Source organism: Roseovarius sp. (assembly GCF_030373445.1).
Classification (GTDB): domain Bacteria; phylum Pseudomonadota; class Alphaproteobacteria; order Rhodobacterales; family Rhodobacteraceae; genus Roseovarius.
Map to the genome: position 1 here is coordinate 541490 of NZ_JAUCYU010000002.1, position 14524 is coordinate 556013.

Annotated in this window: 13 protein-coding genes; 4 read left to right on the plus strand and 9 right to left on the minus strand. The window is 66.8% G+C overall.

Annotation, left to right across the window (positions count from 1 at the left end; all coding sequences use genetic code 11):
• Positions 1-107: 107 nt before the first annotated feature.
• A complete protein-coding gene (locus QUV18_RS06240) occupies positions 108-2114 on the plus strand; it encodes a ComEC/Rec2 family competence protein (protein WP_300892574.1) in 2007 nt (668 codons plus the stop codon).
• Here the strand turns inward: QUV18_RS06240 and lexA are convergent.
• From lexA to QUV18_RS06270, 6 genes are all read right to left on the minus strand, one after another.
• A complete protein-coding gene (gene lexA / locus QUV18_RS06245) occupies positions 2108-2806 on the minus strand; it encodes a transcriptional repressor LexA (protein WP_300892577.1) in 699 nt (232 codons plus the stop codon). The genes QUV18_RS06240 and lexA overlap by 7 nt on opposite strands.
• 90 nt (positions 2807-2896) lie before the next feature.
• Entirely contained in the window at positions 2897-4069 is a 1173-nt protein-coding gene (gene glp / locus QUV18_RS06250; protein ID WP_300892579.1) for a gephyrin-like molybdotransferase Glp, read from the minus strand.
• Positions 4066-4542: a cyclic pyranopterin monophosphate synthase MoaC gene (gene moaC / locus QUV18_RS06255; protein ID WP_300892581.1), complete on the minus strand. Its 477-nt coding sequence runs from the start codon at positions 4540-4542 to the stop codon at positions 4066-4068. The genes glp and moaC overlap by 4 nt, the downstream gene beginning before the upstream one ends.
• Positions 4539-5357, minus strand: coding sequence for an indole-3-glycerol phosphate synthase TrpC (gene trpC / locus QUV18_RS06260; protein ID WP_300892583.1), 819 nt, complete (start codon positions 5355-5357; stop codon positions 4539-4541). The genes moaC and trpC overlap by 4 nt, the downstream gene beginning before the upstream one ends.
• Positions 5354-6373 carry an anthranilate phosphoribosyltransferase gene (gene trpD, locus QUV18_RS06265; RefSeq protein ID WP_300892585.1) on the minus strand — a complete coding sequence of 340 codons (1020 nt, stop codon included), beginning with the start codon at positions 6371-6373 and terminating at the stop codon, positions 5354-5356. Before trpD ends, trpC begins: the two co-directional genes overlap by 4 nt.
• Entirely contained in the window at positions 6370-6951 is a 582-nt protein-coding gene (locus QUV18_RS06270) for an aminodeoxychorismate/anthranilate synthase component II (protein WP_300892587.1), read from the minus strand. The genes trpD and QUV18_RS06270 overlap by 4 nt, the downstream gene beginning before the upstream one ends.
• A gap of 202 nt (positions 6952-7153) precedes the next feature.
• Between QUV18_RS06270 and QUV18_RS06275 the strand changes: the two genes are divergently transcribed.
• Entirely contained in the window at positions 7154-8551 is a 1398-nt protein-coding gene (locus tag QUV18_RS06275; protein WP_300892589.1) for a polysaccharide deacteylase family 2 protein, read from the plus strand.
• Positions 8552-8567: 16 nt separating this feature from the next.
• Here the strand turns inward: QUV18_RS06275 and QUV18_RS06280 are convergent, their stop codons facing one another.
• Positions 8568-9131 carry an rRNA large subunit pseudouridine synthase E gene (locus QUV18_RS06280; protein ID WP_300892591.1) on the minus strand — a complete coding sequence of 188 codons (564 nt, stop codon included), beginning with the start codon at positions 9129-9131 and terminating at the stop codon, positions 8568-8570.
• 124 nt (positions 9132-9255) lie between these two features.
• On the opposite strand from QUV18_RS06280, the gene QUV18_RS06285 reads away from it, so the two are divergent.
• Positions 9256-10071, plus strand: a complete 816-nt coding sequence (locus QUV18_RS06285) for a lysophospholipid acyltransferase family protein (protein WP_300892592.1) — start codon at positions 9256-9258, stop codon at positions 10069-10071.
• A complete protein-coding gene (locus QUV18_RS06290; protein ID WP_300892593.1) occupies positions 10050-11126 on the plus strand; it encodes a hypothetical protein in 1077 nt (358 codons plus the stop codon). The genes QUV18_RS06285 and QUV18_RS06290 overlap by 22 nt, the downstream gene beginning before the upstream one ends.
• 8 nt (positions 11127-11134) lie before the next feature.
• On the opposite strand, the gene trpE is transcribed toward QUV18_RS06290, so the two are convergent.
• Together trpE and QUV18_RS06300 are read right to left on the minus strand one after the other, a co-directional pair.
• Entirely contained in the window at positions 11135-12646 is a 1512-nt protein-coding gene (trpE, locus tag QUV18_RS06295; RefSeq protein ID WP_300892595.1) for an anthranilate synthase component I, read from the minus strand.
• 12 nt (positions 12647-12658) lie between these two features.
• Positions 12659-14500 (minus strand): peptidyl-prolyl cis-trans isomerase, encoded by a 1842-nt coding sequence (locus QUV18_RS06300; RefSeq protein ID WP_300892597.1) that lies wholly within the window; start codon positions 14498-14500, stop codon positions 12659-12661.
• Between the last annotated feature and the right edge of the window lie 24 nt (positions 14501-14524).

A 14524-nucleotide genomic window follows, 5' to 3' on the forward strand; every position in this document is an offset into this window, starting at 1 on the left:
TCGGGCAGGGTCCTTTCTGGATTAACCTTTCGGTAACGGTTTTGGGGGATATCGAACGGATCAGTTTTCCATGACTGTCTATCGGCCCGCCGGAGGGGAAACAAGTCTTGGAACTCGTCCATAGCGCCGTTTCCGCATGGCTGGCGCAGCGGGGGCATCTGTTCTGCTGGGCGCCCGTGGCGTTGGCGGCGGGGGTCGGCCTGTACTTTGCCGTGAAAGTCGAACCGGCGCCGTTGCAGTATCTCTGGATCGGCGGGGCTGGGGTGCTGTGCATCGGCCTGGCCGTCCGGGCCGGGGCGCTGGTGTCGCCGGTCCTGTTGGCGGTGGCCCTGGTGGCGCTGGGGTTCTGCATTGCCGGCGCACGTGCGCATTGGGTCAAGGCGCCGGTGCTGACATGGCGGTATTACGGGCCGGTCGAGGGGCGGATCGTGGGGTTGGACCGGTCGGGGTCGGACGCGCTGCGGCTGACGCTCGACCGGGTCGTGCTTGCGCGGGTGTCGCCGGCGCGGACGCCGGAGCGGGTGCGGGTTTCGCTGCACGGGGTGCAGGGCCATCTCGATCCGGCGCCGGGGATGACAGTGATCCTGACCGGGCACCTGTCGCCGCCTGCCGGCCCGGTGGAACCGGCCGGGTTCGACTTCCAGCGGCACGCCTGGTTCAAGCGGCTGGGGGCGGTGGGCTATACGCGCACGCCGGTGCTTCTGCTTGAGCCTGCGGGCAGGGGACAGTGGCTGTTCAAGGCGCGGATGTGGCTGTCGGACAGGGTTCAGGGGGTATTGCCGGGCGAGACGGGCGCGTTTGCCGCGGCGATCATGACGGGCGACAGGTCGGGCATCGGGCAGGACACGCTGGAGGCGCTGCGAATTTCCAACCTCGCGCATCTGCTGGCCATTTCGGGGCTGCACCTCGGCCTTTTGGCCGGGGTGGTCTTCGGGGCGGTGCGGCTGGGCTTCGCGGCTGTTCCCTACCTGGGGCTGCGCCTGCCATCGAAAAAGATCGCGGCAGGAGTCGCCGTGGTGGCGGCGGCGGGGTATTATTCGCTGTCCGGGGGCAACGTTGCGACCGAGCGGGCCTTCGTGATGGTGGCGGTGATGCTGTTCGCGGTGATGGCGGACCGGCGGGCGCTGTCGCTCCGGGCCGTGGCGATGGCGGCGCTGATCGTGCTGGTGCTGCGGCCGGAGGCGATGCTCGGGCCCGGCTTCCAGATGTCCTTTGCGGCGACGACGGCGCTGGTGGCGGTCTTCGGCTGGTTCCGGGATAAGGAGATTTCGCTCGGGCCGCGCTGGCTGCGGCCGGCGGTGGCGGTGGCGGTCTCGTCATTGGTGGCGGGGCTGGCCACGGCGCCGTTCGCGGCGGCGCATTTCAACCAGGTCGCCCATTACGGCCTGCCCGCGAACCTGTTGAGCGTGCCGTTGATGGGGGTGCTGGTGATGCCCGCGGCGCTTGTTTCGGTGTGCCTGCTGCCCATGGGGCTGGATTGGCTGCCGCTCTGGATCATGGGTCAGGGGCTTGGCTGGATCCTTGGCGTGGCGCATTGGATTTCCGGGCTGGAGGGGGCAAGGGGCACGGTGCCGGGGCCGGGGCCGGCGGTGCTGCCGCTGATTGCCGGCGGGGCGCTGCTGCTGATCCTGTGGCAGGGACGGTTCCGGCTGGCCGGGCTGGCGCCTGCGGCGCTTGGGTTCGTGCTTTGGGCGCAGACGGGGCGGCCCGATGTGCTGATCTCGGATACCGGGGCGCTGGTGGGCGTGATGACCGAGGAGGGCCGCGCCCTCAGCAAGCCGCGCGGGGCGGGGTTCGTGGCGGATATCTGGCTGGAGAACGATGGCGATGCGGAGGAACAGGAGGTCGCGCATGAACGCTGGGGCGACGTGGTCGAAACGGGGTGGCCCGTCATCGCCCTGTCGGGCAAACGCGCGTCGGAGGCGCTGACCACCTGCCGCCCCGACGACTGGATCGTGCTGACGGCTATGCCGACGGTGGACTTGCCCTGTCGCGTGATCACGCCGGAGACGCTGCGCGCCACCGGGGCGATTGCCCTCTTCGATGATGGCGGCAAGGTCCGGGAGGTGACCGCGCGCGAGGTGACCGGCGCGCGGCTGTGGAACACTCAGTAGGTGCGGATGAGACCGACCAGTTTGCCCTGTACGCGCACCTTGTCCTCGGGCAGGACGCGGGTTTCGTAGGCGGGGTTTGCCGCCTCGAGCGCGATGGCGTTGCCGTTGCGGTAGAACTTCTTGAGCGTGGCTTCCTGATCCTCGACCAGGGCCACGACGATGTCGCCGTTATCGGCCGTTTCGGTCTCGCGGATGACCACCACGTCGCCGTCGTTAATGCCGACGCCGATCATCGAATCGCCTTTGACTTCAAGCGCGTAGTGATGGCCCTTGCCGCTGAGCATGTCGCCGGGCACGGCGACGTTGTGGCTGGCATGGGCGATGGCCTCGATCGGGACACCGGCGGCGATACGGCCCATCAGGGGCAGTTCCGTGGCCGCCGCTTGCGCGACCGGCATGGCATTGGCCGGCGCCTCGGTATCTGGCCTGTCGCCTTCGATCACCCGGGGCTCGAACCCGCCGGCTGTGCCGCCGAGGCTTTCCGGCAGTTTCACGATTTCCAGCGCCCGGGCCCGGTGGGCCAGGCGGCGGATGAAGCCGCGTTCCTCGAGCGCCGTGATCAGGCGGTGGATGCCCGATTTCGAGCGCAGGTCGAGCGCATCCTTCATCTCGTCGAAGCTGGGCGGTACCCCGTCGCGCTGTACCCGTTTGTGAATGAATTCCAGCAGATCGAGTTGTTTCTTGGTCAGCATGTTGCACGTCCTCCGCGACCATACGTTTACGTTTGTTCTACGCATGTTCCCGTTTTGTGTCAACTCTGGTGAACAAAACCTGTGGATAAGTCAGATGTCGATATAGTCGATCCGGTCGCCCTTCGCGCGCGCGGGGTCGTCGGGCGGGCGGATCATGAGGGCGTTGGCGCGGGCCAGGACGGAGAGGAGCGAGCTGTCCTGCCTCTCGGCCGGGGTGAGGCCGTCGTCCGTGAGGGTGGCGCGCATGTAATGCTCGCGCGGGCCGTTGGCGGGGATGTCCTGTGCCAGCCGTGCCGTGCGGCGCGGGGCCGGGGTGGCGCCGAGGCCCAGCATCACGCGGATCATGGGCGCGAGGAAGACGTGGCCGCAGACCATGGCGGAGACCGGGTTGCCCGGAAGGCCCACCATCGCGGTGCGGCCCATGCGGCCGGCCATGAGCGGTTTGCCGGGGCGCATCTTCACCTTGTAGAAGCTGCGCTCCATCCCGAGGCTGGCGGCGACGTCGCCCACGAGGTCATGATCGCCCACCGAGGCGCCGCCGATGGTGACGACGAGGTCGGCGCCCTCGGCAAGGTCGAAGGCCATTTCGAGGGAGGCGGTGTTGTCGCGGGCGATGGGCAGAAGGCGGGCCGAGGCGCCCATCTGTTCGAGCATCGCTTTCAGGCCAAAGGTGTTCGACGCGATGATCTGGTCCGGGCCGGGATCGTCGCCCGGCATGACCAGTTCGTCGCCGGTGGAGATGAGCGCCACGACGGGTTTGCGGCTGACCATCACCTGCGGGATGTTCATCGCGGCCAGTAGCGCGATGTCGGACGGTGTCAGAAGGCGGGGCGCGTCGATGGTGTCGCCCGTGGCAAAGTCGATGCCCTTGCGGCGGATGTGGGGGCCTTCGTCGAGCCTGTCGCCAAGGGTGATCGTGTCGCCCTCGCGCGTGACATCTTCCTGGATCACGACACGGTCGGCGCCCTCTGGCACAGGGGCGCCGGTGAAGATGCGGACGGCCTGGCCGGGTTTTACGTTGCCGGGGAAACCATGGCCCGCCGCGGCCTCGCCGATCACCTCGAGCCGGGCGCCGGGTGTGACGTCATCCGCGCGGACCGCGTAGCCGTCCATGGCCGAGGCCGGAAAGGGGGGCTGGTCGCGCCGGGCGGTGGCGGGTTTGGCGAGAATGCGGCCCGCGGCGTCCTGCAGGGGGATGGACTCGCATGGCAGCGGGGCAACCAGGGAGAACAGGTGCGCGAGCGCCTCGTCGACCGATATCATGACGCCTCGTAACGGCCAGATTTTCCGCCGTCTTTCAGTTTCACGCGCGTGCCGCCGATTTCCATGGCGCGGTCGACGGCCTTGAGCATGTCGTAGACGGTGAGCGCGGCGGTGCTGACGGCGGTGAGGGCTTCCATCTCGACCCCGGTCTGGCCGGTGGTCTTGACCGTCGCCTCGATGCGCACGCCGGGCAGGTCGGCATCGGGGGTGAGGTCGACCGAGACCTTGGTGACGGGAAGCGGGTGGCACAGCGGGATCAGCTCGGCCGTCTTCTTGGCGCCCATGATCCCCGCGAGCCGCGCGACGGCCAGGACATCGCCTTTCTTGGCCCGGCCTTCTGCCATGATATCAAAGGTTTTCCGGGCCATCTTCACGTGACCCTCGGCCACGGCTATGCGCGCGGTCACGTCCTTTTCGGAGACGTCGACCATATGCGCATGGCCGTCGCCGTCGAAATGGGTCAGCCCGCTCACATCATCCCCCCGGGCACGGAGGGCACGTCGAGCATGGCCTTGGTGGCGGTCATCACGTCCTCCTGCCGCATCAGCGCCTCGCCGATCAGGAAACAGCGGGCGCCGTAGCGGGCCATGTCGGCCAGGTCTGCCGGGCCGGTCAGGCCGCTTTCGCAGACGATGATCTTTTCCGGGGGCACGAGGCGTGAGAGTTCCCGCGAGGTATCGAGCGTGGTCTCGAACGTGTTGAGGTCGCGGTTGTTGATGCCGATGAGCTTGGATTTCAGCATGGCGGCACGGTCGAGCTCGGCCTTGTTGTGGACCTCGATGAGCGCGTCCATGCCCCAGCGCATGGCCGCGGCTTCGAGCGCGGCAGCCTGTTCGTCGGTGACCGAGGCCATGATGATCAGGATACAGTCGGCCCCCCAGGCGCGCGCTTCGGCCACCTGGTAGGTGTCGTACATGAAGTCCTTGCGAAGAACCGGCAGGTCACAGGCTGCGCGGGCCTGCTTGAGGAACTCGGGCGAGCCCTGGAAGCTGGGCGTGTCGGTCAGGACGGAGAGGCAGGCGGCGCCGCCCTCCTCGTAGGCATTGGCCAGCGCAGGTGGGTCGAAATCGGGGCGGATCATGCCTTTCGAGGGGCTGGCCTTCTTGATCTCGGCGATCAGGCCGAAGCCGGTCTTGCTGGCCTGCAGGAGTGCGTCGGCGAAGGGCCGGACCGCCGGGGCCGCCTCGGCCTGAGCCTCGATTTCCTCGGGGCTGGTTGCCTGCTTGGCGGCGGCGATTTCTTCGAGTTTGTAGGCCTTGATGTCCTCAAGGATCGTGGGCGTGCTCATGCGGCCTCCGATGTGACTTGGGCGAGGGTTTCGATCTTCGCCCGGGCGGCCCCGCTATCGAGGCTTTCGCGGGCAAGGTCCACCCCGTCTTTCAGGTTTTCCGATTTCCCGGCGACAACCAGCGCGGCAGCAGAGTTCAGCAGCACGGCGTCGCGGTAGGCGCCCGGCGCCCCGTCGAGCAGGGCGCGGAATGCCTCGGCGTTCTGTTGCGGGGTGCCGCCGAGGATATCCTCGAACGGGTGGACGGGCAGGCCCGCATCCTCGGGGTGAATCTCGGTTTCGCGAATGCTGCCGTCTTCCTCGAGCGCGGCGAGCCAGGTGACGCCGGTGATGGTCATCTCGTCGGTGCCGTCGCTGCCATGGACGAGCCAGGCGCGTTCGGAGCCGAGTTTGCCCAGGGTTTCGGCCATCGGGCGGATCAGGTCACGGGCGAAGGCGCCGGTGAGTTGCCGTTTGACGCCCGCCGGGTTGGTCAGGGGCCCGAGGATGTTGAAGATGGTGCGGGTGCCGAGTTCGGTGCGCACCGGGCCGACATGGGCCATGGCCGGGTGATGCATGGGGGCCATCATGAAGGCGATGCCCGCGGCTTTCAGAGCCTTTTCAACGACCTTGGGGCCGACCATCACGTTGACGCCGAGTTGCGTCAGCGCGTCGGCTGCGCCGGATTTGGAGCTGAGGTTGCGGTTGCCGTGCTTGGCCACGGGCACGCCTGCGCCGGCGACGACGAAGGCAGTTGCGGTCGAGATGTTGAGCGTGCCCTTGCCGTCGCCCCCGGTGCCGACGATATCCATGGCGCCGGGCAGGCTGCTGACCTTGTTGCATTTCGCGCGCATCACCGAGGCGGCGGCGGTGTATTCGTCGACCGTCTCGCCACGGGTGCGCAGGGCCATCAGGAAACCGCCGGTCTGGGCCGGGGTGGCCTCGCCCTCGAAGAGGCAGTTGAAGGCCGCTTCGGCCTCCTCGCGCGAGAGGGCACGGTCGGCGGCGATGCCGATGAGGGGTCTTATGTCGCTCATGCGGGCACCTTCATGGTGTCGAGGAAATTCTTGAGCAACGCGTGCCCGTGCTGGGAGGCGATCGATTCCGGGTGGAACTGAACGCCATGGACAGGCAACTCGCGATGTTGCAGCCCCATGATGGTGCCGTCTTCGAGTTCTGCGGTGATTTCAAGGCTTTCCGGGCAAGAGCTGCGCTCGACCACGAGGGAATGGTAGCGTGTCGCCTCGAAGGGAGACGGCAAGCCGGCGAAAAGGCCTTTGCCGGTGTGCTGGATATGGCCCATCTTGCCATGCACGATCTCGGAATGGCGGATGACCTTGCCGCCAAAGGCCTGGCCGATGGCCTGGTGGCCGAGGCAGACGCCCAGCAGCGGCGTCTTCGTCTCAGCCGCGGCCTCGGTCAGGGCAAGGCAGATGCCGGCCTGGTCCGGGTCGCAGGGGCCGGGTGAGAGAAGGATGCCGGCCGGGTTCATCGCCATCGCCTCCTGCACGTTCAGGGCGTCGTTCCGCCGCACCACCACGTCGGCCCCGAGTTCACCCACGTAGTGCACGAGATTGTAGGTAAAACTGTCGTAATTATCGATCAGTAGCAGCATTTCCAGCATCCTGACGGGATTGGGGGGCTTTAGCCCGGTGGTTCAGTCGCGGTATACTTGTTCAGGGTTGCAAGGCACCGTCAAGGGGCGCAAAGGTAACGAAACGGCAATTAAGAGGGCAGAATTGGTGCTACGCGGGGTATTGGGCGGTTTTCTGACGGGGGCAATTCTTTCCGGTTTGGCGCTCGGGACGGCGTCGGTGGTGACGTCGCTGCCGGAACAGGCGCCGCCGGAAGCCGGTGAGGTCGAAGTGCCTGCCGCGTCGGAATTCAACCAGTCGCGGGAGGATACCGAGGCCGAGTTGCCGGCCGCCGACGAGACCCCCAGTGCCGACAGCGTGCCCCAGGTCGAGGCGCCGGAACCCGATGACCTGAGTTCGCTGGAAGGGGCCGATACCGCCCCGGCCTCTCAGCCGCAGACAGGCAGCGCCGAGAGCACGCTGAACTCGCCCGAGGCGCAAGCCGGCAGTTCCGGCGTTGACGTGGACAGCGACGAGCCGGTTCTGCCCAGCCCGCAGGCGCTGGCGCCGGAAGCGCCCGACAGCGAGGATGACCTCTCGATTTCCACGGAGCCGGCCCAGCCGGTGCAGCCCGAGGTCGAGGAGGAGAGCGGCGCATTCCCGGCGCAGGAGGAGGTGGAGGCCGACCCCGAAGAGAGTACGGAACCCGAACCGCGGGCGGAGCTCGAGCTGCAGGATACCCCCGAGGTTCAGCCACAGGAGGCCGCGCCGGCCGGAGACGAGATGGCCGATCCGGAGGTCGCCGACGAGGAGATGCCCGAACAGGATGTCTCCGGCGAGGACATGGCGGTTCTGGGAGACGAGCCGGAAGAGACCTCCGGAACCATCGGCGACCTCGCCGAAGGCGTGACAACCGACCGTCTGCCGTCGGTCAGCGATGACGGGTCCGCCCAGGAAGACAACCCGCCGCCGCTGGAAGCTTTCGCGGCGCCGTTTTCCAACCCGGAGGGCAAGCCGCTCATGGCGATCGTGCTGATCGACGATGGCAGCAGCCCGATCAGCTTCGAGGCGCTGGCCGATTTTCCGTACCCGATCAGCTACGCGGTCGATGCCAGTTGGCCGGGCGCGGCGGAGGCCGCCGAGAAGTACCGGGCGGCGGGGCTGGAAGTGCTTGCCATAGCGGACCTGCCGCCGGGGGCGGGGGCGACGGATGCGGAAGTGGCGATGCAGTCCTACCTCGGCGCCGTTCCGGAGGCCGTGGCGGTGATGGAGGGCCTCGATGGCGGGCTTCAGTCCAGCCGGGCCGCGACCGAGCAGTTGATTCCCATTCTCCAGGACAGCGGGCACGGGCTGGTGCTGTTTCCCAACGGGCTCGATACGGCGCAGAAGCTGATGTCGCGGCAGGGTGTGCCGGTGGTGTCGGTGTTCCGTGATTTCGACAGTGAAGGACAGGATGCCACGGTGATCCGCCGGTTCCTCGACCAGGCGGCGTTCAAGGCCGGGCAGCAGGAGCAGGGTGTGGTGATGGTGGGCCGGTTGAGGGCCGAAACGGTGAGCGCGCTGCTGCTTTGGGGGTTGCAGGACCGGGCCGGCAGCGTGGCGTTGGCGCCGGTGTCGGCCGTGTTGAAGGCGGAGCAGTAGATCAGGGCAAGGCGCCTCAGGCCGAAATGCCGGTATCGCCATCCCGCCATTCGCCGGGGACGAGGTCGTCGATCGCCCAGCCGCCGATGCGCCAGCGGACGAGGCGCAGGGTGGGGTGGCCCACATGGGCCGTCATCCGCCGCACCTGTCGGTTCCGGCCTTCGGAAATGGCGAGTTCCAGCCAGCAATCCGGCACCGACTTGCGGAAGCGGATGGGAGGGTCACGCTCCCATATCTTCGGTGGGTCGATCAGCCGGGCCTTTGCGGGGCGCGTGCGGCCGTCTTTCAGGTCGACACCGCCCCGTAACGCGGCCAGCGCCGCCTCGTCCGGCGTGCCTTCGACCTGCACGAGATAGGTCTTTTCCTGCTTGTGTTTCGGATCGGCGATGCGCGCCTGCAGCCGGCCGTTATCGGTGAGAACCAGCAGCCCCTCGCTGTCACGGTCGAGCCGTCCGGCGGGATAGACGCCCGGCACGTCGATAAAGGCCGACAGGGTCGGGCGCGTGCTGCCCTCGGTGCCCTTGTCGGTGAATTGCGACAGCACGCCGTAGGGCTTGTTGAACAGGATCACGCGGGTCATGGCCCCAGATAGCCGTGCTCGCCGGCCAATTGAAACCTTTCTTTCGGCCCAAATTCGCACGTTTTCCCCCACAAAGGAAAAATCTGGTATCACTGTGTTCGGGGTTGTCCGGGGTTTGTCAGTCATGTCGGTTGTATTTCGTGCTCGGGTGCTGTGGGTGGCGTGGTGGTATCGCGCGATCTTTGCCCGGCTGTCGGGACAGCGCGACATCGTCCGGGCCAACCTTGCGCGGGTCTTCGCGGATGAAAGCGACCGGGCGCGCCGGGGGCTCGAGCGGCGCATCCTGGGGAACCAGGCGCGGTTCTACGGCGAGATCATGAATGCCGAGCAATTCCTTCCGGCCCTCGGAAAGCCCGAGATCGATGGGCCGGGAAAGGCGCCGTTCTTCGAAGCCGTCGAGGCGGGCAAGCCGGTCATCCTGTTGACGGGGCATGTGGGAAACTACGTAGTCGGGCTTCAGATGCTGGCGGCGCTGGGGATAAGGGCGGGGTTCCTGTACCGCACGCGGGGCAACCTGCTGCTCGACAGCCGGTTCGAGCGGGTTCTGGGCCAGATGGGGCAGGCGGGCTTCAAGATCGGTCACCGGAAGCACCGGCAGTATGAAGGCAGCCTGAAAGAGTTCATTTCCTTCCTGGGCGAAGGCAACCCGGTGGTGATGCTGGGCGACCATCGCGACCGGCGGGGGGCGCGGCTCAGGTTCCTGGGGCAGCGGAAGGCGCCGACATCACTGACGCCCGCGAAACTGGCGCTGGCGCATGGTGCGCCGCTGATCCCGTGCTTCGTGCTGCGGCAGGGGCGGCACAGCCGGTTTCGGGTACACATGGCGGCGCCCATTCCGCCGGGCGAGCCGAAGAAGATGATGCAGCAATTCAACGACGTGGTCAGCGAACTGATATTCGACGACCCCGCGCAATGGTCATGGACGATCCGCCGATGGTAGCGCCGAAACTTCTCATCCACGTGCCCGGCAACCTTCTGGACCGGCACGGGCAGGCGGGCTTCGGGCTCTACGGCCGGATCGCGCCCGAGCTGCGGCGCATGGGGTTGGAGGTGGACTTCGTCGAGCGGCCCTCGACGACCGAGCTGAGCACCTACTCGAAGGAGGATTTCCACCTCGTCCATCACGGGTTCCTGCGGCGGTTCAACCTGCTCAACTGCGGCATCGCCTATGTCTGGCCCTATTGGTATCTCGATCAGCGCGGGGTGCTGTGCGACAGCTCGATGATAAATGCCAATCCGCGGCTGGCGGGGGTGAATGGCAGGCAGGCGAAGAAGTTCTTCAACGCGCTCCATGGCAAGACGGTGGAGCGGGGTGTTTCGAAATACGACCAGCCCGAGCGCAGGGAAGCTATCGGGCAGGATGCGATTATCGTCTTCTTGCAGGGCCTGTCCGACCCGGTGCTGCGCAGCATGCACATGATGGAAACCGAGATGCTCGACCTCGTGATGCGTCATCGGCAGGGGCGCCGGGTGCTGATAAAGCCGCATCCGAAGTTCCCGGACACCATCGCCTCGGCCCACGCGCTGATGCTGGCCGAGCGGGAGGCGGACGTGCAGGTCATCGATGCCAACATCCACGACCTTCTGGAAGGGGCGTATTGCTCCGTTTCGATCTGTTCCGGGGCTTCCTTCGAGGGGCTGTTTCATCGCGTCCCGGCCATCCTGTTCGGCCGGAGCGATTTCGCTGCCTGTGCCTGGACCGTGCGCACGGAGGAGGAGGCCGAGAAAGCGCTGAAGGAGATCGGCATCGCCGAGTTCCCCTACGAGCGGTTCCTGTTCTGGTTCCTGCGCAAGAAGATGTACAACCAGCGCAACCCGAACCTTGCGGCGCGGGTGCTTCAGCGAATCAAGCGGACGGGCTTCGAATTGATGCCGGAAGGGGCTGTGAGCCCGGTGACGCGTGTGCTGGGCCCCGCGGGTGACAGCAAGGCGCCTGCGCCGCTTGTGCCGCCTGCCAAGTGGAAAACCTCAGAGAAACGCAACCGAGAGACCTGAACGGTTCCTCAGCCGTTCCCTTCACCGGTGAATCGGGCCGCATCGGCGGCAGCCCGGCGGATGGCGTTCGACTTGTGGACGGTCTCCATGTACTCGGCGTCCGGGTCGCTGTCATAGACGACACCGCCGCCGGCCTGGATGTAGAGTGTTTCGTCCTTCACCAGCGCGGTGCGCAACGCGATACAGATGTCCATGTCTCCGCCCGCGCTGAAATAGCCCACGCCGCCGCCGTAGACGCCGCGTTTCTCGGGTTCGAGCTCGTCGATGATCTCCATCGCGCGGACCTTGGGGGCGCCGCTGACCGTGCCGGCAGGAAGGCCCGCCAGCAGGGCCGAGAGCGCATCCTGATCCTCGGCCAGTTCGCCCACCACGTTCGAGACGATATGCATCACGTGGCTGTAGCGTTCGATGATGAATTCCTCGGTCGGGTGGACGCTGCCGATTTTCGCGACCCGGCCCACGTCGTTGCGCCCGAGGTCGAGGAGCATGAGGTGCTCGGCCAGTTCCTTCTGGTCGGCAAGCAGGTCGGTCTCGTGGGCACGGTCTTCCTCGGGGGTGGCGCCGCGGGGGCGGGTGCCGGCGATGGGGCGGATGGTCACCTGCTTGTCGAACACCCGCACGAGGATCTCGGGGCTGGCACCGACCACCTGGAAGCCGCCGAAATTGAAGTAGAACATGAAGGGCGACGGGTTGGTGCGCCGGAGGCTTCGATAGAGGGCGAAGGGCGGCTGGCGGAACGGCTGGGTCCAGCGCTGGCTGGGCACGACCTGGAAGATGTCGCCGGCGCGGATATATTCCTTGGCCTTCTCGACGGCCTGGCAATAGGCCTCGCGGGTGAAGTTCGACACGGGCGGCGCATCCTCGTGCGCCTCGCCGAGGTTGCGGCTGGTCTGGGGCAGGGCGCGGTCGAGGTCGCGCACGGCATCCATCACCCGTTCGGCGGCCTGGGCATAGGCGGCCCTGGCAGAGAGCCCGGCATCGGCCCACGCGGGGGCCACCACGGTCACGTCACCCTTTACCCCGTCCAGCACGGCGACGACCGAGGGGCGCAGCATCAGCGCGTCGGGCACGCCGAGCGGGTCGGGGTTGACGTTCGGCAGGTGCTCGACCAGCCGGATCATGTCATAGCCCAGGTAGCCGAAGAGCCCCGCGCTGGCGGCGGGCAGGTCGTCGGGCAGGTCGATCCGGCACTCGGCGATCAGGGCGCGCAGGCTGTCGAGCGGGCCGCCTTCCTGGTCCTCGAACGCGGCGGCGTCATAACGGGCCTGCCGGTTGATACGGCTGGTGGTGCCGTGGCATTGCCAGATCAGGTCGGGCTTCATGCCGATGATCGAATAGCGCCCGCGCACCTCGCCTCCGGTGACGGATTCCAGCATGAAGGCGTCCTGCGCGGCCCCGGTCAGCTTGAGCATCAGGGAAACGGGCGTATCGAGGTCGGCCGCGAGCCGGGCATAGACGACCTGGTTCTTTCCGGCCTCGTAACCCTCGGCGAAGGTTTCGAAAGAGGGGGTCAATTCCACCTTGGGCGCCCTTTACTGGAAGTTGGAGTGCACGGCGTTGAGCGCCGCCTGATCCAGGTCGATACCCGCACGGGCGCGGATGTCGTTGGCGAGAAGCTGGAACAGGTCCTGCGACAGGCTGGTCGCGGCGCGTTGCTGCAAGGCGCCCTGAAGTTCTTCGAGGTCGCCGTCCTCGGCATCGGGGGGAAGGATCTCGTTCAGCTTGATCACGAAGATGCGGCCATTGCCCTCGATCATCGTGGCGCCACCTTCTTCCATGCCGAACACCGTCTCGATGAAGGCGGGCGGCACCTCGGCGCGGTAATCGCGGCGGGTCATGGTTTCCGACCCGTCGACCGCCAGGCCCACATCCTCGAGGCTTTCGCCGTTGGACAGGTCGGCCACCAGCGGCTCGGCCTGGGCCTTCAGTTCCGTCACGAGCGCGTCGGCTTCCCACGCGGCGGTCACGGCGTCGCGCACCTCGTCTAGCGGTTGGACTTCGGGGGGAACGACCTCGTCCAGGCGCATGGCGAATATTCCGCCCTCGTCAAGCTGGATGACTTCGGGGTAATCGTCTTCGGTCAGGCCGTTGGCCGCGCTGCGGAACGCCTCATAGGCGGCGATACCGTCGCTCATGCCTTCGTGCCAGTCGATCTGGCCCAGCTCCATATCGGTTTCGTCGGCGAGATCCTCGATCGTGGCGCCACCGGCCAGAAGATCGTCGACCGCATCAATGCGGCTGTCGACGACGCGGCGGGCCCGGTCAGCGGCCAGTTCAGCGCGCAGGTCCGGCTCGGCTTCTTCGAAGGTGGTGACCTGTTCTGCGAGCACGGCGTTCACGCGGAATAGGGCCGGGCCCACGGACGAGGGAAGCGGGCCGACGACATCGCCGGTTGAGGCCGCGAACACGTCTTCGCCGGCCCCGTCGAGCTCGGCTTGTGACACGTCGCCGAGGTCGATATCGGACAGCTCCAGCCCGCGGTCCGAGACCAGTTCTTCGAACGTGGCCTCGCCGCTTTCGATCCTTTCGAGCGCGGCCTGTGCCGCCTCCTCGTTGCCGAAGACCAGCCGTTCGACCAGCCGCCGCTCGGGCTGGTTGAACTCGGCATTCCGCGCCTCGTAGGCGTCGCGCAGGGCCTGTTCGTCCACCTCGACCGTGTCAATCAGCATGTCGGGCGTCAGCAGCGCATAGGTGATGCGCTTGCGCTCGGGGATGGTGAACTGGTCTTCGTGCTCGGAATGGTAGCTTTGCAGATCCTCGTCGTCCGGCACCGGCAGGCCGGTTTGCAGATCGCCCCGGTCGAGCACCGACCATTCGACCGAGCGCTGTTCGCCGAGATATTCCATCAGCGTCTGCATATACCCTTCGGGCATGGTGACGCCGGCCATCACCGAGGCCTGCAGGAAGCTGCGCGCGGTTTCGGCTCGGATATCTGCCTCGAAGGCGGATTCCGAGATACCGGCCTGATCAAGCGCATAGCGGTATCCATCGCGGTCGAAATTGCCGTCGACGCCCTGGAACTGCTGCATGTTGACGATCTCGTCGCGCAGGTTCTCGTCGCCGATCGACAGGCCGATCTGCCCGGTTTCATGGTCGAACGCGGCCGAGGCGATGAGGCGGGCCAGCACGGATTCGGTCACGCCCATGTCGCGGGCCTCGGCGAGGCTGACGGGCTGGCCGCGTTCGGCTTCCAGCGCGCGGATTTCGCGTTGGAGCGAGCGGGCATATTCATCGACATCGATGTCGGAATCGCCGACCGAGCCGATCGATCGGACGCTGCCGGAAAGGTTGGTCACGCCAAAGCCGCCCAGCCCGAGGATGAGCAGGCCCATGAGGAGCCAGACTAGCGTGTTCGTGATACCCTTCTTCGCCATGTTTTCCCCTGTAAGACAGCGATG

What these genes read in the sequence shown, in the direction of transcription:
- glp (WP_300892579.1), bottom strand. Translation starts at nt 4,069, where the DNA reads ATGATATCGGTCGACGAGGCGCTCGCGCACCTGTTCTCCCTGGTTGCC.
- QUV18_RS06290 (WP_300892593.1), top strand. Translation starts at nt 10,050, where the DNA reads ATGGACGATCCGCCGATGGTAGCGCCGAAACTTCTCATCCACGTGCCC.
- lexA (WP_300892577.1), bottom strand. Translation starts at nt 2,806, where the DNA reads ATGCTGACCAAGAAACAACTCGATCTGCTGGAATTCATTCACAAACGG.
- trpD (WP_300892585.1), bottom strand. Translation starts at nt 6,373, where the DNA reads ATGAGCGACATAAGACCCCTCATCGGCATCGCCGCCGACCGTGCCCTC.
- QUV18_RS06280 (WP_300892591.1), bottom strand. Translation starts at nt 9,131, where the DNA reads ATGACCCGCGTGATCCTGTTCAACAAGCCCTACGGCGTGCTGTCGCAA.
- QUV18_RS06285 (WP_300892592.1), top strand. Translation starts at nt 9,256, where the DNA reads ATGTCGGTTGTATTTCGTGCTCGGGTGCTGTGGGTGGCGTGGTGGTAT.
- QUV18_RS06270 (WP_300892587.1), bottom strand. Translation starts at nt 6,951, where the DNA reads ATGCTGCTACTGATCGATAATTACGACAGTTTTACCTACAATCTCGTG.
- QUV18_RS06300 (WP_300892597.1), bottom strand. Translation starts at nt 14,500, where the DNA reads ATGGCGAAGAAGGGTATCACGAACACGCTAGTCTGGCTCCTCATGGGC.
- trpC (WP_300892583.1), bottom strand. Translation starts at nt 5,357, where the DNA reads ATGAGCACGCCCACGATCCTTGAGGACATCAAGGCCTACAAACTCGAA.